The 20,494-nt window shown below is 43.6% G+C and carries 18 protein-coding genes; 2 read left to right on the top strand and 16 right to left on the bottom strand.

Translation table 11 applies throughout. The features are described 5' to 3' along the window. From ACEW8S_RS04360 to ACEW8S_RS04295, 14 genes are all read right to left on the bottom strand, one after another. On the bottom strand, positions 1-4,037 hold a 4,037-nt coding region (locus tag ACEW8S_RS04360; RefSeq protein WP_373516961.1), incomplete at its 3' end, for an AAA family ATPase. 4 nt (positions 4,038-4,041) lie between these two features. Then, complete coding sequence (locus tag ACEW8S_RS04355) at positions 4,042-4,890, bottom strand: cyclopropane-fatty-acyl-phospholipid synthase family protein (protein ID WP_373516960.1); 849 nt, start codon at positions 4,888-4,890, stop codon at positions 4,042-4,044. Between the two features lie 10 nt (positions 4,891-4,900). Continuing rightward, positions 4,901-6,286: an oxygenase MpaB family protein gene (locus tag ACEW8S_RS04350; RefSeq protein WP_373516959.1), complete on the bottom strand. Its 1,386-nt coding sequence runs from the start codon at positions 6,284-6,286 to the stop codon at positions 4,901-4,903. Between the two features lie 111 nt (positions 6,287-6,397). Continuing rightward, on the bottom strand, positions 6,398-6,925 hold the full coding sequence (locus ACEW8S_RS04345) for a RidA family protein (RefSeq protein WP_373516958.1): 528 nt from the start codon (positions 6,923-6,925) through the stop codon (positions 6,398-6,400). A 21-nt stretch (positions 6,926-6,946) separates the two neighbouring features. Further along, positions 6,947-7,696: a methyltransferase gene (locus tag ACEW8S_RS04340; protein WP_373516957.1), complete on the bottom strand. Its 750-nt coding sequence runs from the start codon at positions 7,694-7,696 to the stop codon at positions 6,947-6,949. Positions 7,697-7,868: 172 nt separating this feature from the next. Then, the gene (locus tag ACEW8S_RS04335) at positions 7,869-8,360 is read right to left on the bottom strand and encodes an SDR family NAD(P)-dependent oxidoreductase (protein ID WP_373516956.1); all 492 of its coding nucleotides are present in this window, start codon (positions 8,358-8,360) and stop codon (positions 7,869-7,871) included. A 135-nt stretch (positions 8,361-8,495) separates the two neighbouring features. Further along, positions 8,496-8,762 (bottom strand): hypothetical protein, encoded by a 267-nt coding sequence (locus ACEW8S_RS04330; protein WP_373516955.1) that lies wholly within the window; start codon positions 8,760-8,762, stop codon positions 8,496-8,498. A 117-nt stretch (positions 8,763-8,879) separates the two neighbouring features. Continuing rightward, entirely contained in the window at positions 8,880-9,185 is a 306-nt protein-coding gene (locus tag ACEW8S_RS04325; RefSeq protein ID WP_373516954.1) for an EthD family reductase, read from the bottom strand. A 14-nt stretch (positions 9,186-9,199) separates the two neighbouring features. Next, positions 9,200-10,123 carry an ester cyclase gene (locus ACEW8S_RS04320; protein WP_373516953.1) on the bottom strand — a complete coding sequence of 308 codons (924 nt, stop codon included), beginning with the start codon at positions 10,121-10,123 and terminating at the stop codon, positions 9,200-9,202. A gap of 193 nt (positions 10,124-10,316) precedes the next feature. Beyond that, positions 10,317-10,547: a hypothetical protein gene (locus tag ACEW8S_RS04315; protein ID WP_373516952.1), complete on the bottom strand. Its 231-nt coding sequence runs from the start codon at positions 10,545-10,547 to the stop codon at positions 10,317-10,319. A gap of 160 nt (positions 10,548-10,707) precedes the next feature. After that, positions 10,708-11,514 carry a hypothetical protein gene (locus tag ACEW8S_RS04310; protein WP_373516951.1) on the bottom strand — a complete coding sequence of 269 codons (807 nt, stop codon included), beginning with the start codon at positions 11,512-11,514 and terminating at the stop codon, positions 10,708-10,710. A 66-nt stretch (positions 11,515-11,580) separates the two neighbouring features. After that, the gene (locus tag ACEW8S_RS04305) at positions 11,581-12,546 is read right to left on the bottom strand and encodes a nuclear transport factor 2 family protein (protein ID WP_373516950.1); all 966 of its coding nucleotides are present in this window, start codon (positions 12,544-12,546) and stop codon (positions 11,581-11,583) included. Positions 12,547-12,791: 245 nt separating this feature from the next. Then, positions 12,792-13,559: a hypothetical protein gene (locus tag ACEW8S_RS04300; protein WP_373516949.1), complete on the bottom strand. Its 768-nt coding sequence runs from the start codon at positions 13,557-13,559 to the stop codon at positions 12,792-12,794. Between the two features lie 123 nt (positions 13,560-13,682). Further along, entirely contained in the window at positions 13,683-14,213 is a 531-nt protein-coding gene (locus ACEW8S_RS04295; protein ID WP_373516948.1) for an ester cyclase, read from the bottom strand. A 208-nt stretch (positions 14,214-14,421) separates the two neighbouring features. Between ACEW8S_RS04295 and ACEW8S_RS04290 the strand changes: the two genes are divergently transcribed. Both ACEW8S_RS04290 and ACEW8S_RS04285 read left to right on the top strand, forming a co-directional pair. Continuing rightward, entirely contained in the window at positions 14,422-16,383 is a 1,962-nt protein-coding gene (locus tag ACEW8S_RS04290) for a sensor histidine kinase (protein ID WP_373516947.1), read from the top strand. Between the two features lie 2 nt (positions 16,384-16,385). Continuing rightward, positions 16,386-17,117, top strand: a complete 732-nt coding sequence (locus ACEW8S_RS04285) for a LytR/AlgR family response regulator transcription factor (RefSeq protein ID WP_373516946.1) — start codon at positions 16,386-16,388, stop codon at positions 17,115-17,117. Positions 17,118-17,128: 11 nt separating this feature from the next. Here ACEW8S_RS04285 and ACEW8S_RS04280 read toward each other — a convergent pair whose 3' ends face one another. Together ACEW8S_RS04280 and ACEW8S_RS04275 are read right to left on the bottom strand one after the other, a co-directional pair. After that, positions 17,129-18,427, bottom strand: a complete 1,299-nt coding sequence (locus ACEW8S_RS04280) for a DEAD/DEAH box helicase (protein WP_373516945.1) — start codon at positions 18,425-18,427, stop codon at positions 17,129-17,131. A 210-nt stretch (positions 18,428-18,637) separates the two neighbouring features. Next, a partial coding sequence (locus ACEW8S_RS04275) for a TonB-dependent receptor (RefSeq protein WP_373516944.1) occupies positions 18,638-20,494 on the bottom strand: 1,857 nt, incomplete at its 5' end.

Raw genomic sequence — 20,494 nt, 5'->3', positions numbered from 1 at the left:
TGGCTGGCAATGCTTTGCGATGCCTTTAACAAACTGGCCAGATCGAGTGCCGTGTTACTTGAAAAGTAGGTCTCGTAGGGCGCACCGGTTTTTAAACGGGCAGTTGTTTCGGTTTTTTTACCCAGCAACCCAGGATAGGTCGTTTCAAGCTGATCACATTTTATAGTTGCTCCCCATTTTTTGTAGGCTTCCCATGATTTCTTTCCATAGTTTTGGGCATCTTGAACGCGTTGCTGCTTGTGGCACAACAGCGCCGCATTTTCGTTGGCAATGGCTTCTACGTAGGTCATTTGGTTTTGAGCTGCGCATTGTATGGACAGATCATAATACTGTCTGGCCTTTTTATGGTTATTTTTTAGTACATAAAGCTCTGCCAGTAGCAGCCAATATTGTTGTTCAAAGTTTTCTGGGCAACCTTTGGCCCAAAGCTTCATATTCTTAAGGTATTTTTTAAATTTAAGGAGATTCCGTTTTTTTTCGCGGGGGACTGTTTTTTTATACTGTGTCGAAATACACAGGCAGGTAAAGAACTCATACCAAGCGACCGATGCATCGCCTAATAGATTATCCAGATAGTCCAATGTTTTTTCGCTCTGATCTAAGGCCTCGTCGTAGCGTTGATAAAAATATAACAGGGAAGTTTTTGATATGTGGTAGTAGGCAATTTTTGTGTTGTTGCCTTCGTGTTGAAGCCTGCCCAAAGTTTCTTGGTCATTAAAGGAATCGTCGTTCCAACTACCCGTTTTGGTTTGGTCGCTCAATGCTTTGGCGAGCTGATAGAACCCCAGAAGAAAATCTACACCTCCTTTACCATTCTCGATTAAGTTGAGGTGATCTGAGGAGCTCTCGATGATAGTATTCAGATTTTCCCCGGCGATAACCCTTGTTCTAAGGTAGAGGGCTACGGTATAGCCGGTAAATATTTGGTCACCGTTCAATACACAGGCTTTGATCGTTTCCAGAATATGATCGTATTTGGACCTAAAGGGAAGGGCCCATGGATCTCGAAAGCATAGCACCGTATAGCCCAGCCGCCATTTGATCAAGGGGGATTTTGTTTTTTTATGAAGTTGGATGGTTAAATCCCATAGATTGAAACCTTGTTTCTGTAGTTTTAACGAAGACAGCACAACCACTGAAAATCCTGAAAAACCAAAACCGCTGGCATCGGTAAAGCCGTTTTTTAAATAGGATTTAATAATTTCAAAAACCACTAGCATCATCAAATTCTGATCTTGTTGGTAGGCACTTGTGGCCAAATCGATCAAAAACTTATTGATGGCTATTATTTCTTCGTCCTTACAGTCCTTAATGTGCAAAAGACTTTTGGGATTTCTATATCTCGTGGAAAACAAAATAAGATACCGTACCAAGGTCAAAAGTGTGTTTGCCTGGATGGCCTTTTTGTTTTTAGGAAAATTGATGTTGTATAATGCCATTGCAGCGAGACCCAGTTGCAATGATTTAGCGGTGTTCCCTATCTTGAGGTATAGGGAGGAATGGAGGTAGTAGACCTTTAATTTTTCAAAGTTGGTTTTTGCATTGGCAAGAATTTCTTCAAAAAAATGCTCTGCCGAAGGTGCGTTATTGTTTAAATATTCGCATTCGGCAAGGGCCAAAAGCGTATCGTAGGTCAACTCATAGTCCGTATACCAACTGTTTGAACCCAGTAAGTGCCTACCCATTTCTAGGAAACGCACCCCTAAATTGTAGGAAATGGAATCTTTTGCCTTGCGCCCGGCTATGAGACAAAGTCGGGCAATATTCATTTTTTCTTCTTTGGTCTCAAGGAGGTGAAGGCCCTGAAGGAACAAGTTCAACAACTCAAAAATTCCTTCCTCTTGCTCCGATTCATTTCTATTTTTCAGCAGCAGCCTCCCGATTTTTAAATGTACGGCCGCGTTCTCGGAAGGCGTAATGAGACCATACGCAGCCTGTTGTACTTTGTCGTGGCTAAAGGTGAGGAATACGGATGTATTTTGGGGGTTACTTTCCTGACCGGAATCGTTTTTCGCAGCTTTCTGTACAAGCGTACGCAGACTTTTTTGATCCGAGACCAAATAGCCCTCTTTTATCGCCGGTCGAAGACTTCGATAGACCTGGGCCGGTAATCGGCCGGAAATATTGTTTAAATCGTTTAGATTGAATGTGTTGCCGAGCACGGCCGCATATTTTAAGATGTCTTGGGTCTCTTGCTGTAGTTCGGTGAGACCTTCGGTCATTAGGTCTACTACATTGTCTGTATAGCTTAGGGCATCTATTTCTTTAGTGCTCCATATCCATTCTTGTTGGCTGTTGGTCTTTATTAATTTTTTATCGAAAAGCGATTTGAGGAAACTGTGCGTAAAAAATGGGTTTCCCTTGGTCTTTGCGAAAACCTTTAGGCCGATTGCCCTGGCCTGTTCGGGGTTCATCGCAAAAGAATCCGCGGTGAGTTGACAGGTCGTTTCCGCATCAAGAGGCTTTAAATGAAGCGTTTTGATCTGGTCTTTGTTTTCCTTGATCTGATTTAAGGTGATCATTAACGGATGCCCTGGGTCAACCTCATTGTTACGGTAGGCCCCTAGGATAAGAATATTTTCTTGTCTTGGATTTTGAATGATACGTTTCACCAGGTTTAACGACGCCAAATCGGCCCACTGCAAATCATCTAGAAAAATGACCAAGGTATTTTTTGTACTGCTAAAAACATATATAAAGTCTAGAAGAACCAGATTGAACCGGGCCTCTTGCTCTGCGGGCTGTAGCTTGGGGACTGTTTTCTGTTTGCCAATGATTTTAGAAAGCTGTGGAACAACCTCGGTAATCAAGCCCGCATTTTCGCCGAGTGCCTTGACAATGTAATGTCTCCAGGCGCTTATTTTTTCTTCGGGCTCCGAAAGTAGGTTTTTAATAAATTCCTGTATGGCCTCGATAAAGGCGTAATAGGGAATATCCTTTTTGAACTGATCGAATTTTCCGCTTACAAATTTGCCATGGTTTTGAATGATAGGGTATTTTACATGCCGGACCAATGCCGATTTTCCCACGCCAGAATATCCTGAGACCAACACTAACATAGACTTGTACGTATCCAAGTTTTTATAGTAGCCCAATAATTGCTCGATATCGTCTTCCCTTCCGTATAATTTTTGACTTTGTTTATACTGTTTAAATACATCCTTTGAGCCCGCAATGAAGTCGATTAGCGGTTTTTTGGAAAGGTGATGTTCCAAAATGGTCTGAAGATCTGTTTTCAACCCGGCGGCACTTTGATAGCGATCATCCGGATTTTTTTGCATCAACTTTGAGATGATCGGCCATACCCCGGCAGGTAAATCAGGTACTACACTGCTTAAGGCTATGGGATTTCTCGAAAGATGAAAGTGGATGACCTCTAAAGGATCGACCGAATCAAATGGGGGTTTGCCGGCAAACAGTTCATAAAGCAGGATACCGAAGGAATAAAAGTCGGAAGCCCGGGTCACCGCAAATGCAGTTCTTCCCGTTTGTTCTGGGGAAATGTAGTTTAACGACCCTTCGATCTGATCGACCTGTATCATCTCGCCGGTCGTGGAATTTAGATGGGACGAAATGGTGAAATCTATTAACTTAATCTGGCCGGTGGCACTGAGCATGATATTGCCCGGATTGATATCTTTATGAATCACGCCTTGTTCGTGAACATACTGCAGGATACCGGCAAGTTCGATGGTGATTTTTAATACTTGGGCCGTACCTATTTTTCCTTTGAACAGTAACTCCTTTACGTTATGTCCCTCAATGTACTCCTCCACCAGGGCAAAAATTCTGTCTTTTTGTAAAACCTCATATACTTTGGGGATTCCTTTATGATCAAGTTGTTTCAGAATTTCAAATTCGTGGCCAGTTCTAGAAACATCTAGAAATTGTTCTGTAGATTCCAGGGACTTTTTGATTATGACCTGCTCGTTATTAAGGGAACGCTTTGCCAAAAAAATTTCAGTATACCTATTGGCAGACAGTATGCGTATCGGCACATAGCCACTGTTTCGTACTAGTCTGTCAAAATCGGTCATTCCGTCATTTTTTTAACGAGATCAATCCGTAGTACCACAAATCATCGTCAAGGGCTTCAAATTGTTTTATCGATGCGAAGTGATTGGCGTGGTTTATCTTGTTTCTTATGCCCAATTTTTTTAGGATTTTTCCGAGGCTCCATAGTTTTTTGGACATAGAATACAAATGCCGTAACGAAGGTCGCGTGTTCACGGTTATATTTTCAATCCTGAAATGTGGGAAACCCCAGTCTTGTGCATGTTTTTTGTGTTCATCATAGGTGTCAAGATCCTGAATTGACCAACCATTTAGCCATTGGTGCAGCAGTTTTTCGCCTTGGGCGGTCAGGGGGCGCTTTTTTCGGATGTAATCTGCGCAGATAAGCCTACCGCCCGGTTTCAACAAACGATAGGCCTCCTTATAAAAGTCGGCCTTGTTCTGGGCATGGCACATGCTTTCGCAGGCCCAAATCAAGGAGAACGATTCGTCACCGAACGTTGTTTTGGTATAATCCTGTTCAGAAAAGGATACCCGTTGTCCGAGTTTTCTTTTTGCCGCTTCTTTTTTTGCAATCGCTACTTGATGTGGCACAAGGGTTATCCCGCAAACTTGGACATCAAAATTTTCGGCAAGCCAGATCGAGCTTCCGCCTTGACCACACCCGGCATCTAAAATAGTATCTCCTTTTTTTACCCCGCCTTTTTTTGCCAAGACCCTGTTTAAATTTATGAGCGCTTCAGCGTGTGATGTAACCTGATTGTCGTAAAAACCGAAATGTACCGACTTGGTGTCTTTACGAAACCATAGCAACCTATACTCTAGGCGAGTGTTGTCATAATAGCTGACTATGGCTTTTTTATATGCGGCTTCCATAAGTTGTCGTCTATCCTTTTAATGCCCAATTGTCCTCCAAATCTTTCGGGATCCTAAAACCGGTCTCTTTGCCCTCCCTAAAATAAATGGAGAGGATTGAAACCATAATCCCACCTAAAACCGACATCAATTCGATGATAACCTCCTCTTCGATTTCTTCGATGGGCTTTCCCTTCCCATCATGCAGTAGGTTATGTAATTTATCAAATTGGGTATCGATCAAATGGGTGCCCCCTTTATCGATTCCGAAAAGATTTAATATGAAAGATAGTATTTTATTCCAAAAGCCGGAGTTTTTTTTCTTTTCCTTAATCTCAGGTTTCTTATCCTTTAAAGTGTCGTAGTATGTTTTGATATGGGTGTGAAAATGTTTGCGGAGTACGGCATCGTGTTCTTTTTTTTCACGGTCGGAATTGTGCGAAACAAAATATTCGGGATGCTTGGATGCAAAGCTGGGGCCCAACATCCGTTCAAAACAATCGGGGAACTGCTCATCTGCCAACATCCTTTTCATCAATAGGAGTACCAGTTCTTCGGGCATGTGAAAATGGTCTAGGGCCTCTACCAATTTTTCTGCCAGTAAAATACCCGACTGGGTCTCGTCTTTGAACAGATGGGCGTAAACGGCATGCTGTAAGGTCCAGGCCTCGGCGACATCTTTGCAGATCAGATTTTCATGCACCCCCATTATTCGGCCTATGGTTTTCCACGTGTGGAACCAAGCCTTCTGCTCTTGGGCGTTCAGTGTTTCCCCCAACATTGACATGCCCTTGAAAAACTCCAGGGAGAATACTTGGTTGGTAGCGATGAGGTCTTCCTGACTAATAGGTTTGCCCCATGCTTCATTCCATTTTTCACCTTGTTTATTGGCGTCTAGAATGACATGGCGCATACCGGAGTGCATGATCCGGATTTTTAGGGCGGTAAGTATACCCCGCTTTTTAGGCATCCACCAGTGCCTGTCCATGACATCAAAAACAAATTGTGCAGTTTCAAAAACCCTTCTACTGGTCTGTGTTTCCAGTAGCCTCGTAGTGCGTAGTACGTTGGCAGGTTTTTCGGCCATATAGGTATAGGGCAGAGCCCTAAAAAATAATATGAAAACGAATTTCATCCCATCCCTTTTCCAGATGTTGTGGGTTTGATTAAAAAGCGCTATGTCTTCTTCTGAAAAGCTTATTTCCAGTTCCTGTTGCACGAAATCGTGCATGGCCGGGGGAAGTTCTTTAGAAACAAAATCATCATTTTCTGCCATACCCTTGAGAAGCGCACCTAAATGCCGCATAGATCCCGATTCAAAAATGGAAGCCACAGCATCATCCGACGGTTGGTCCATGACTTGCCTAAGACCCTCTAAATCAATTCCGTTCCAAGTAAATTTTTGTAGTTCGTTCATTGCGTTTGTATAATTATCAGTTGGGTTAATTTGAATGGGTGCTATCAATTTCGAGTATTCACTGTGCTTGATGGTTAGTGTTTTAGTTTCGTTATACCTACGAGTTTGATACTATTCCGTTTTATGAACCTCCAGTTCTATTTCGATCATAAATTCTGGTAGAGCCAATTCTTTTACGCCAAGCCAAGAGCCCGTAGGGAATTGTTTTTTATAGATTTCAGTTCGATATCCCGCTACCTCCAAAAATTTTGGCATATCGGTGGTGAACACATTTTCAACTATTACGTCATCAAATGTGCAACCGTAGTGTTGCAACACTTTTTCTAAATCTGAATAGCAGTTTTTCATTTGTTGTTCGAGATTTCCCACGGCAGTTGGATTGCCCGCATCGTCCATACTCACGGCACCGGAGATTTTAATGGCGCTGCCTATTTTTACGGCATGTGAATAGCCGTATGCTTTCTCGACTTCTGGCCGCAATAAGAAATATTCTGGTGCCGCATGTTCGGCATTTGTGTCATGTTGTTCTGCGGTTTCCGAGTGTTCGTTCGTTTCTGCCGTGGTTTTTTCGTTGCAGCTTGAGAATGATGTGGCTGCTGCCAGTGCAAGTCCTAGTGATACAAGTTTTGTTGTTTTCATTTGAAGGATATTTTCATGTTCTTATTTATAGGCAATCGCCGCACTCGATGGTCCAGCTAACGGCAATAACGAGGTGGATTTAAACCCAACTTGCTTTGCCCATCCCGTAAAATCGTCGAAGGTGTAGTCAAACCCATCGCCGGTTTCTATAAGCATGTTCAGGCTCATCATCAGGCCGAAGACATTTTTACGTCTATCGTTGTCTATCACATGTTCAATTGCGACAAAGACACCTCCATAAGGCAATGCGTCATAGGTGATTTGCATTAACTGTATTTTCGTTTCCTCGTCCCAATCGTGCAATACATTACCCATGGTGACAACGTCAGTTTTAGGTAAGCCCTCTTTAAAAAAATCTCCGCTGACTGCTTTTACACGATCAGACAATTGAAATTTTTGAATGCTTTCATTTGCCATGGTCTCAAGTGCTGGCAGGTCAAAAGTCGTACAACTCATGTGGGGTTGATTTTTTGCAACCATAACGGATAGCACACCCGCCGAACCGCCAGCATCGACCATTGTTTTATAATTTGAAAAATCAAAGGTTTTTGAAAACGCGATAAAATTGCCCATTTGCACACCGGTCATTCCATTAACGAATTTCTTAAACTGTTCTGGATCTTTATATAGAAAATCGAAAACGGACTCTTGATTATCTTTTATTTCATGTTGAATCAATCCCGTTTTTAAACCTTTATCAAGATTTGCCCAAAATCCCGTACCCATTTGTAGGATGGCTGCCGGTGAGGGTTGTATTGTTGTGGTTTCCATTATTCTAATTTTAGTTAGGTTAGGTTTTGTTTAGGCGGTTTACTAGATCTACCTTGCATTCAGACCAAAATCCTGCTCAACCGATCTGTACCAATCTTCGTCGTCAATGGCATTCCAATCCACCCATTGTTCATCTGTAATGGCAGCCCGCCAGGCAATAAATGGTACTGCATCAGGTCCTACCGGGTGTCTTAATTTCCAAGTGTCGCTTTCTGAAATTTCCAAAATTTTGTCCGCCACGAGTGAAGGTGGCTGAAGCGACATTAATAATACAACCTATTTTGTCTTTGCGCATTTGTGGCAGCAATGCTTTTGTGCAGCGAAGTACTCCAAAATAATTGGTGTTCATAACGGATTGGAAATCGTCCATCGACATTTCTTCTATGGAACCATGACGTTCGATGCCGGCATTATTGACGAGAATATCTATGGAACCATTTTTTTGAATGATATCATCCACACATTGCTTTACCGAAGCATCAGAATCAACATCCCTTTTAGAAATTTTGATGTCAAGTGCATCGGAAGTGATCTGTTGCTTAAAAACGGAAGCTTTTTCAGGTTTGCGCATGGTGGCAAACACTTTATAACCTGAACGACCAAAAGCTAGCGCGGTTTCAAGACCGATGCCTTTGCTCGTTCCTGTGATGAGAACTGTTTTCATAGTTTTAAGTTAAGTATTTAGTCGCCATTGCGGTGCCTAGTGGTCGCAATCTTATTTCTGGCAGCATCGATCCCCTCGACCCTCGGAAAAGGTTTATTGCTAATGGTGCTACCAAGAAATTAAAATCCCATTTTACTAAGCTACCTGCATCGATAATACAACGGGTTCCAATACAGTATGCTTGTCTTTTATCCCCTTGTTCTTTGGGTCATTGATGATAGCTCCAAGCATTTCTACATCTGCATCTTCAAAAACCAACATAACGGAGTTGGGGTCGTCTGTATCTTGAAAAGTCCTGAAACTGGATACTGCGGGAGCGAATAGATCCACCCGGTCTTGATGACCTTTAAGCCACACGTCAAAGTCTCCTACTTTGTGTCTTCCTACGATTGTTTTTTTCATCTTTCTTGTATTTAGTTTTTATGCCTACTCTAATCGGTTTTCAGCCTCTCCGTTACATTTTGATTTTTAATGCGATATTTTCTTTTCAGTAGCTCGCGTTTGTCACTTTTTAAATCCTCATTCCTCCACGGATCCCACCAAAAGGGTTGCCCCTCCCGTAGCAAAATTGACCAAATCAGCCGCCACAGCCTGACCTTCGGGGGAACCCATCGTTGCCTGCATGGCCTCTGGACCGGAAAACCAAAATTCCGCCATCCGGTAATAGGCAGGTTTGCCTCCATCGGGGGCACTGGTGAACTTGGTAACTTCCAATTTTGTATGGCCTTTCATTTTTGCCGCTTTGGCCATATGGGTGTTGACATAGTACTCTTCAAATGCCGCTGCATCGTTTGGATGTCCGTACAATACTTTCGTTTTGATCATGATTGGTACAACGACTATTTTTTTGGCACAGGCATTGAATACCCCAACTGTTGATACACTTCAAGATTGTCATAAAAGGCATCCTCCCGTGTGGCTTTACCTTCGGTATCAAATTTCCAAATACTAAATCCATGTGTCTCAATTTGTTTATTGGTCGGTGGATTTCCTATGAATTCCCCTTTGTTCGTTCCCGTGCAAGTCCAGTTTAGATACGCCGTACTGCCATCTATTTTAATATGGTCCAAGGTTACTTTGAAGTCGGGAAAGGCACTATGGTAGACATCCATAAAATCACCATAATCAGAATGTTTCCGGGCAATGGTAGCCCCATTTGCAGTTCTGATGATATTACCTATCATATTGGCATACATCAAATCCTTATCATTGGTGTTCCAAGCTTTCGTAATAGTATCAATAGAGGTTTGAATTGCTTTTGCATCTGCTGACCTATTATTGTTGGCCTCTATTTCCTGAAGGGCTAATACTACCTCGGTGGGATCCCATAAACCTACCTCTCTAACTATTTTGCCATCGATAAACTGGTAGGTCAAGTGAACTGGAAAGGCTATTTCCTTGTTGTTCGCGGCCAGGGTTCCTTTCCAGTCCAACCAACAATTTACCCAAGTTTCCCCGTCATCCGTGACCACCATCTCATATTCTTGGTCTTCTGGTAAAAATCCCCTACTGGAATAATTGGTGTCGTTCGCTTTATGATAATCAAGTGCCTCGCTGGAAGGCATGGGATTGTCCTTGGTATTAAAATAAGTTTTTGAAGTATCGGCATATACCGAAGCTTCATATATCTTGTTGTTATAGTTTTTGATTAAAGACTTTACCGTTTCTATTTCCGGCGATTGCTGAGTGTAGCGTAATGCTGCCTTTTCTTGGCAAGCGGCAAAAAGAACTGTTGCAAGACCCAATAGAATAAGCTTTTTCATAATTTTTGTTTTATCTAAGATTTTTCGTTTTATTCCCGTTGTGACTTTAACTCCACCAAAATAAGTTCTGATTTGTTGTCTCCTATGCTTTTGGGTAAATGCTTTCCGGCAGGTGCCCATATAGCATCACCGGATTTTCTTTTATCCTCTATCGTGGTTCCATCGCCTAACTTCATTTCTGTATCTCCATCGCTTAGAATATGGCAACGCCATTGGGATGTTCGTGCATCACGGATTCTTCTCCGGGAGCGTAACTGATACGTAACACACGAACTTGATCATTCTCGAATTCTACGGTGTAATGTTTGGCATCTACCACGGTTGGGTCTTGCCCCAATGCTTCCACTGGGATGGACAGGAGCATGACAAGAAGCACTGTTGTTGTTATTCCTGATTTTACGACCAATTTTTTTAAATTTTTCATGATTTTAGAGTTTTTGTATACATTGATTTTTGTTTTGTGACGTTGCACACTTATTTTGCCTTAAGCTATTAAGTTTGTAATGAATTTTTCATTGAAATCGAATTGACATGATTATGTCATTTTTAATGATCACAACTTATAAAGCGCTGTGAGAGTGACGCTACTGCTCTGTCGGAGCTACCACTTTTACTATCCTGTAGACAAAGCTGATTCGCTGATCCATTTCCAGGGCCCCAATCTCGGTGAGGCCGTCTTGTGGAAATACCGTATTCTGGTCCCACGTGGGATCCAATGCTTCTTTTAAGCTGGCATAGATATCAAAAGAAATCGTGTTGGCCTTCATTTCAGGCCCGGAAGGGGACAGTATAGTCGCATTGCCCCAGGCCTTCTGTTTGGTTTTACCACTATCCATGGATGATTGGATAAAAGGGGTCCAATATTTGTCTTCCAGCGCTATCAAATTACCTGGATCAGAGGCATTGTGATAAATGATCTTGACAAAATTATAATCGTTTTCCGGTACCGCATTCTTCGCCTTTACCCAGACTGCCGGTTTTACGAACAGGGTATGGATAACCTCACCCATGGAAAAGGTGTCCATTTGGTCCATAGATACATCGGGCCAAACCTCCGAGGGGTCCCAGACGCTCTCCCCTGCGTCAATGTCATTATATGTATTGATGAACAGGATATTGGGGGAGTTGGGCTCGTCAAAACCACCCACTTTCTGGAACAATCCCCAAAATGTCAGGTTGCCCTTTGACAAGGCATTTTCCGCAACTTTGCTCCAATACTTGGTTTCCCTTGAAATGAATTCTTCCATTTGATCGGGTGGCACATGTCTGTACTGATACATACTTATGCCCTTATTTTCGTCATCTTGGGCATTCAGTTTGAAACTAAAAACAAAAACAAAAAGCAGCATTGCTTTTATAAATTTCCCCACGTAGTGAATTGTTGTTTTCATAAGAATAGGTTTTAGTTAAAACAAGATTTAAAATATTCGGATTATGTATATTTAATTATTGCCCTATTACTTACTGGCCACTTTTGCTGGCTGCTCCAATAGTTTCTCGTTGTAATAAGCGGCCTCACGGACAATCTTTCCCTCCTCGTTGAAATCATTGATATAAAAAACGGGGAGTTCGATGGCCATTTTATCCGATTTTCGGATCAGGTGAAAATTCCACCACGATTGTACCACCCGGCCATTGTCCATCTCATATTCCAGATAATCGGGATAGCCCGACATCTCAATATTTTTAATGTCAAATTGTTCAAAGATTTTTTTGTCGATCTCTTTTTGTTCGGCCAAAGATATTCCTCGGGTCTTGAACGAATTCAGGTCGCCAAAATGGGCGTCTTCATCATAAAAGCCGTAGGCTTTCTCTAAATCCCCTTTTTCAAAGGCATAGATCATTTTTCGAATCGTGTTGATGTTCTCATGATGGTTGTAGATGGTGCCGTTGGTTCGGTCGGCAAAGCTGTTACCGATTTCATCCAGAACACGGCCATTGCTGTAGTTAATTATCCTAATGATTTTATTGTCCTTGTTCAAATCATATTGACGGTGCGCCGCGGCATCAATCTTTACCCCTGTGGTTTTATGGACTCCTTTAACCTGGTTCCATGTCAGGACGGTGGTGCCGTTATTCTGCTGCTCATCCTTGTACTCAAGAGCATCGGGATAAGACCCGGGGAACGGCTCTATGGAAAAATAATCTAGCTGATCGTGATAGAGCATTACAGATCTGAAAAATGCCGCTTGGTCGCTACTTTGCCCCATGGGGTCGTCCGACGTTCCATTATATGCTTTAAAATCCTCTGCCATGTAACTGGCCAAATTAGTGGTATCACCGGCTACGGAAGCTTTGACGAAATCCTCTACCACATTGATGGCCGGATGTTCCATAAAGATTTTTCCATTGTTTTTCTTTTGGCCAAAAACGGCGGAAATGCTTAAAATAGCGAGAGCGAAAAGTGTTTTTTTTGTTTTCATTTTGGTTAATATTTTAGTTAGATTGATTATTCATTATTTTTATTGGAAAAAGCGGTCGTCGATACCTTTTGGATTTATATTCGAAAGTTCTTTTTATTTTAAAAACAGGCAGGTCCGATAATGGTGTTGATCAGATCGATTTTGGTTTTTAAAAAGCTAATTCAAATAAACCTACTTTACGTTCTACCATAAAGTTTCCCCCAAAACTGCCGGCCTGCCTGTTTGCTATATGTATTACCAAATAATTACTTTGAAGGCGAATAGGCCAATTCTGGTCGCATGCCCCCAGTTTCAGTTTCATATTTTGATACGTACTTCATCATCTCACCGAAGAGTTTTTTACCTTCCTCGCCCAACAATGCATCGTTTTCCTTCGATTTTTTGGCATAGTCCCCTGCATCCTTTGCGGATAGCACCGCCACATAATAATCGCCCATGTTTCCGAAACCATTATGATAAATGCGGTAGTATTCTTTGGACCCCTTTTTTTCAAAGAGTGCTTTCAATTCTTTGAGCTTGCCCTTAAGGTTTTGAATGTTTTCAGGGGTTACGTAAAGGAAATGCCATTTTCTGTAGTCTTCTCCTTCAGTAATAGTGCTGATGCCATCGGGCATATAGGTAAGCTCATTGTTCAGATATACTATGTAGTCGCCATGTTTGTCATAACATGCATCGAAACTTTTGAACATATCGCCAAAAGCTTTCTCGCCCATTTTCTCCATGAGCGGTGCGAAATAGTTGGTATCCAAATCCGCAAAATTTTCCATGGGCGATATATTGAGGTACCTGCCCGTATCGGTCGCTGCAACCTGCCAGCTGACATCCTGAAGATTATGTTTTTTACAGGTTTCCGTAAATTCCTTGGAAATCTTTTCATATTCCTGGATCATTGAGGGTTTCACTTGGTCTTCGTGTACATAAAAGGCCTGGTTTTTACTTTCCTGTGCCTGTAAAAGGGCAAAGGGGATTAAAAATAGGGCAACTAATAAAATGTTCAATTTTTGTGTTCTCATGATTTATGGATTTAATGGTTAGTATTCAGGTTCGCAAGGAGTTTATAAAAATTAAATTATTGATTATTTTAAATCTTAATTCACGGTACTGATGCTACTGCTGCTATTACTACTGCTAACTCCCTACTCCATAACCGGTGCCGTGACCGTATAGCCCCAATCCTGCATCACCCCCAATAGGTCATAATAGGCGCTCTCGTGTACAAGCTTTCCCCGGTCGTCAAAGGTGAGGATGCTAAAACCTTCCGTACTACTTTTTTTTCCGGTCGGCGGGGTATGGCCAAACATTCCTGTATGCGTTCCGGTACAGGTCCAATTGGTGTAGGTTCTGTTTCCTACTACTATAATCTCCCGTGGGACAACCTTGAAATCGGGAATCGCGGTATGCCAAAACTGTAAGGCCTCCGCCAGTCCCGACGGGTTGCTCGATGCAATTTCACCGTTGACGTTTCGAACCATATTCCGGATGACCGTCGTTTCCATCAAAGTGGTATCCCAGTCGCTCCACGCCCTCAAATAGTTCTCACTCGCCGTTTTCAGCTCTTTTTCTTTATCCATGGCATGGACTACGTCCGTATTTTTCCGCTCAGGGTCCATGCAATAGACCGACAGAAGCGCAAACACCACTATGAAAAGCAAGGCCGATTTTTTCATGTCCACCCGATTTGGTTGATCCCGGATTCACGGAAATCCTGATTCCACTACTAAATGAATTGATTCCGGTCTATTTTCAATAGGAAAAAGGACGAACATATCCTTTTATTGTCCGAAGGCCTATTTTTGTTTATCGAACCATTTGTAACGATAAAGTTGTATATTTATCAAGCCCTATTTTTCCCCCGGTAAATGACCAAACCAAGAAATGGGAAGTTTTTCTATCAAAGCAGTTTTCCTTTTTGTCTTTTCTCTCCTGAATGGCTACCTCTCCTTTGCCCAATTTATCGATCTGGACAGCGAAAATCCCTACAAAAAGGTGTTCGTGGAGACCGATAATTTCGGTACCTCATATTTAAATCAGCTTGAAAATGCTTATCCGAAAGCTTTACCAGATACCTTGCAATTTTCCATGCTCAACGATCTGGCCTATTATTGGCATACCCGTAATTTGACCAAGGCGATGGATTTTACCCAAAAGGGATTGCGATTGACCATTGCTAAAAAGGATATGCTGTGGGAAGGACGGTTTCAGATCACCCAAGGGGCCATACTTCTGCGGATGGAGAAACTGGACAGTGCCCAGACAGTGCTCCGGGATGCCTATAACAAAGTCTGCGAAGGCGATCTTGCTTTTTTAAATACCCAGCTCGGCTACGTTTACGAACGTATGGGACAGTTGGACAAGGCCGCCGATTATGCCTTGGAGTCCCTTGAACTGGGCAAAAAATTGGACGACATGAAAGCCATCGCCTTGGCCTACAGTGACTTGAGCAACCTTTTCTGGAAGCAGTCCAAATTCGATACGGGACTGGAGTACGGACTCAAATCCCTACATATATTCGAAGAAATAGGCATAACCGATCTCGACTACGATTTTACGCTCTACGTCGTCGGCAACAATTATCTGGCCCTGAGCGATTTTCAAAATGCCCAGAAATACTATGAGCATTCTATCGTAATCGGTGAGCGCTACGGTTTTTACAACAACCTGAGCGATGTTTATATTTCCTTGGTGGATCTTTACGCTTTTCTGGGTGCGTTCGACAAAGCGGACGAGGCGGGCCTAAATGCAGTTAAATATGCCGAACTGCTCGAAAATAATTTTATGGTGATGCGCTCTTGGCTGTCCATCGGAAAATTACGCAACCTAGAGGGGGAACATGCCGCCGCCATAGAAAGTTTGTTGAAATGCATCCATATCGCCACCGACAATTTTGGGGACGAATACTATCTAAGCCAAGCGAAGAAAGCACTGGGGAAAGCCTATGCCGGCAATCACGAGTACCAACAGGCATACCAGGCCTTTGCCGAATACGACACATTGAAGAATCGGATTTTTACGGCGGAAGCGGATCAACGGATTTCCCTGCTGCGTACTGAATTCGAGGTGGCCGATAAGGAAGGTACCATATCGCTTCAGGAAGACCTGATCCAGAAGCAAAAGGCAAGACAGACCTTGATCATCGTGATTGCCGTTCTACTGTTTTTACTCCTTCTTTTGGCTTATAAGGCGATTTCGAACAACCGCAAAAAGAACAGGCTGCTTCACAAACAGAACGAAGAAAAAGAGTTCTTGTTAAAGGAGATACACCATCGGGTCAAGAACAACCTTGAGATCGTTTCCAGTCTGTTGTCGTTGCAATCCGCACAGATTCAAGACGAAGATGTTCTCAATGCCATGACCGAAAGCCAACACCGCGTACAGAGTATGGGCATGATCCATCAAAAATTATATATGGGCAAGAATTTGGCGTTTATCGAGATGAAGGATTACTTTGAGAACCTGGCCGATTATATTGTCGATGCCTATGGGATGGAAAATCGGGTTTCCATCGATGTCGCCATGGAAGCCTGTGAACTCGATGTCGACATGGCCATCCCCATTGGTCTTATTGTCAATGAATTGTTGACGAACGCATTGAAATATGCATTTCCCGATCAAAGAAAGGGGAAAGTCCGTATCAGCCTTAAAAAAGCGGGAAGCAAACTTCAATTGGATGTCGTCGATGACGGAGTGGGGATTGTCATCAAAAAGGAAGGATCGGAGACCGGTTTCGGTACACAACTCATTGAACTATTGACCCGGCAACTGGATGGCAAAATCGTGTTGAATACCCATAAAGGCACCTCGGTGTCCATTCAATTTCAATTTCAAAAAGCGGCGTGATCGTGGAGAATAAGGTTCGTATATTGATAGTCGAAGACGATATGATCATCGGGGCCAACCTAACCTTGCAGCTGACCCATTTGGGATATGAGGTAACGGGCGTAGAATCAAGGGGGGAGGATGCTATGGCCCATGCCTTGACGAATACTCCGGATATTATATTGATGGACATCAACCTCAAAGGAACCTTGAATGGCATAGAGACTGTTGCCGCTATCCAAACCAAAATTGATATCCCCATAATCTATTTAACCGCCAACAGCGACGACGCTACTTTTTCGAAGGCCAAGGAGACCCATCCCAGGGCCTTTATCACCAAACCCTTTAACAAACTGGACCTACAACGCACTATAGCCTTAGCTGTCGAACAACTGAAGGATACAAAAAATAGTCGAACAAGTGCGCAGGAAGTCGAAGTCATGAACGACCGGATATTTGTTAGACATAACGGAAAAATGGAAAAGTTGCTGTTGGAAGATATTTTATATGTTGAAGCCGACCGGAATTATTGCAAGATTAAAACCGGTGCCACCGCTTACCTACTTTCGAGTACGCTAAAAACCATGGAAGAAAAGCTGCCCGCCTCCCAATTTATACGCGTACACCGATCCTATATAGTCAACATCCCGAAATTGGATGTCGTTGCCGAAGGTCATTTAGAAATTGGCCGAAAAGTCATACCCTTAAGTAAAACGCACAAAGAACTGTTGTTCGGCCGTCTTCGGATGATTTGAACGCTTTGATATTAATCCCTTCCCCGTGATTTATTTCGATTGTTCCCGCTTCGGTTTTTGTTACCACCGCCACGGTAATTGGAACTGCCCGAGCTGTTCCGATTTCTCGATCGATTACGATCCGGATTCGGTTTCCGTCGCGGCTGTTCCGTCTGGGCTTCCGAGTCGTCATCACCATCGACAAATTGATGCTCGGGCATCCGGGGCACCTCTTGTCTGATCAATTTTTCGATATCCCTCAAATAGGGCCTTTCCTCTTTATCGCAAAAGGATAACGCGATTCCACTGGCGTCGGCACGTCCCGTACGGCCGATACGGTGCACATAGGTTTCCGATACGTTCGGTAGGTCATAGTTGATAACGAGGTTCAACTCTTCAACATCGATACCCCGGGCGGCGATATCGGTGGCGATCAATATCCGCAGTTTTCCTTCCTTAAAAGCGCCCAGTGCCTTCTGCCTTGCGGCCTGTGACTTATTACCGTGAATGGCTGCCGAACGGATATCGGCCTGCGCCAATTTCTTGACGATTTTGTTGGCACCGTGCTTGGTGCGGGAAAAGACCAAAACGGAATCGTCGGGCTTTTCCTTTACGATATGCGCCAACAACTTGGGCTTGTTCTGCTTGCTGACAAAGTATACGCCCTGATCCACTTTTTCAGCAGTGGCCTGTTCGGGCTTGATGGTCACCTGCTCAAAATCGCCTAAAATTTTTCGGGATAGCTCCACGATAGATTTCGGCATGGTGGCCGAAAAGAAAAGGGACTGCCGTTTGGGCGGGAGTTTGGCGATGATCTTTTTGATGTCGTGTATAAAGCCCATATCGAGCATCTGGTCGGCTTCGTCAAGCACGGCGAATTCTAGGTCACGGAACGAAATAAAGCCCTGATTCATAAGGTCGAGCAACCTTCCGGGGGTAGCGACCAGAATATCCACGCCACTTTGCAGGGCCCGGGTCTGACTGCCTTGCTTTACGCCTCCGAAAATGACGGTTGTTTTGAGACCCGTGAAACGGCCATATGCGGTGAAACTCTCCCCGATCTGTATGGCAAGTTCGCGGGTGGGAGTGACCACCAAAGCTTTTATCCGTCGTTTTCCCGATTGTCCGTTTTGGGCAATGTATAGATGATGGAGGATGGGAATACCGAAGGCGGCGGTCTTTCCGGTGCCGGTCTGTGCCACACCGAGCAAATCTTTTCCTTTCAATAAAATGGGAATTGCTTTTTCCTGTATCGGGGTGGGGTTGCTATATCCTTCTTGTTCGACCGCTTTTAAAATGGGCTCGGCCAGCCCTAGATCTTTGAATGTCATAGTTTGAAATAAGCGGCAAAGGTACGGCTAAATAAAAGATGTAAGACTAAAAGACGTAAGACTTAAGGCCAGAAAGGTAGAAATACCTTGTAAAATGTAGTTTGGGCCGAGTGATACGGAAAAAGGGTGTACGCCGTACCAAATGGGAAGTTTATTAAAAGAAGTAGGGTATCAAAGTACTCGTGAGCCCTACTTCTTCTAATCTACTCCCTAGAAAGTTACCGAAATCTTCCCTCTCAAATAAAAAGGGGTACCGGGTGTAAAATGAATTTCTTCGAAGGACTGTGGTTCATTGAACAACCGGCTTTCAGTGGCGAACTGGGCCTCGTTCCATTCGGTGTCGAAGAGGTTTTCAACAATGAGTCCCAAGGTCCAGTTTCTGATGGAATAATTAAGATTCATATCGGTCACGAAAAAACCTTCGGCAACAATGGAATTGTCTTCATTGGCCGGTCGGTCTTTTACGTAGCGATAGCTGATGCCTCCCGAAAAATTGTGAATGTCACGGAAAGAAAGCCCCGCTGAGGAAGTCAAATCCGGAGCTAAGGGTATATAGTTCTCCCCATCCGGTTCTTCCGTACTTCGGGCGTGGGTGTAATTGATGTCCCCGTTGGCGTATAACCCATCGGTCAGTTGGTAGCGAATGCCCAGATCAACCCCGTAACGCTGTGTTTTCCCACTGGGTTCAACGATACCTGCATCACCGACATATACAAATTCCTGTTGCAAAAAAAGCGACCACAGCGCGGCATTGATAGCCAATCTGTCGGTGGGTTTCCATATGGAGCCCAAATCTGCGCCAAAAGCGAGTGGCAAAATATCCTCACCGGTATCCGCGATAACTACTCTCGTGTCATTGGAATGGAAACCGATGCCCGTTTTAGCAAACAGCTGTACGTCGGCACTCGGTGCATAAATGACGTTCAATTTGGGGCCAAGAAATAATTTGTCCTGACTTTTGGAATCATAGGTTTCCGTTAGCAAATTGACGTAATCGAACTTGAAATAATCCAATCGCAACCCGGGGTTGAAGGTCCATTTGTTCCTTTTATAGGTCAGGTCGAAAAAGCCATACCCGTTGACCTCGTCGACATTCCCATAGGCCAAGCGTTCCAATAAAGTCTGACGGTTGGCGGTTCGGGAAAGCTGAATGTCGTTTACATCGTCGTACCGAAACCCGATACCGGCCTCATATTTTAATTGGGAATCGTGGTCGCCCACATGTATCGAACGTTGATAGGCGGTTTCCGCACCAATGATGGTACGGTCTTCAAGTTGCCGTATTTGATCACCGTTTACGGGATCTTCTAAAAAGAAAGTAAAGTTCGAGAACAGTTCAAAGTCATATTTTGAAATGTAGGCTTTCGACTGTACGCTTGAATGTTCATCGACCTGGTTGGTATGGTTGACCAAAAAATTCGATCGGCTCGTTATACCTCCCTCGGTATCATCAATGGCCCCGAACCTGCTGATTAGACCCTGATCAACGGCTCGTTGGGGAATCTGTCCCGATGCATCCCATTTGCTCTGAAAATGGGACATGGTAAGGGTCAGGTCCTGATTTTCGCGATTGTTGTAATTGTAGCGCCCCATCAGGTTGAGCCGGTTGAAATTCTGTGAAGATTCAAAGGGACCGTCAGAAAGCACGAGTTCGGAAGCTACGTAGGCATTGCTAAAATCGCTTTCCGTCACTTTAAACATCCCCATGGTGCGAAGGGTGTTGAACTGGCCCGCTTCTTGGGAGACCGTATTTTTATCGATCTGTTTTCGCAGTTTGAGATCGATATAGCCTGCGGTATTAAAATTCCCCTTATGGGCGTAATACGGCCCTTTTCCGAAGTCGATATTATCGATGGTCTCGGGAATAATAAAATGCATGTCGGAGTACCCCTGGCCGTGTGCATGTGAAACCATATTGACGGGCAGGCCATCTACATTGATGGCGATATCGGTACCGTGGTCGATATCGAAGCCCCGTAAAAATATCTGTTCGGCCTTTCCGCCGCCGGCATGTTGGCCGATGATCAGTCCCGGTACTTTCCTCAAAATTTCTTGTGACGATTTTAC

The organism is Pricia sp. (assembly GCF_041745955.1).
Classification (GTDB): Bacteria; Bacteroidota; Bacteroidia; order Flavobacteriales; family Flavobacteriaceae; genus Pricia.
The sequence above is the reverse complement of the archived record's forward strand: the minus strand, read 5'-3'. Positions and strand labels throughout refer to the sequence as shown.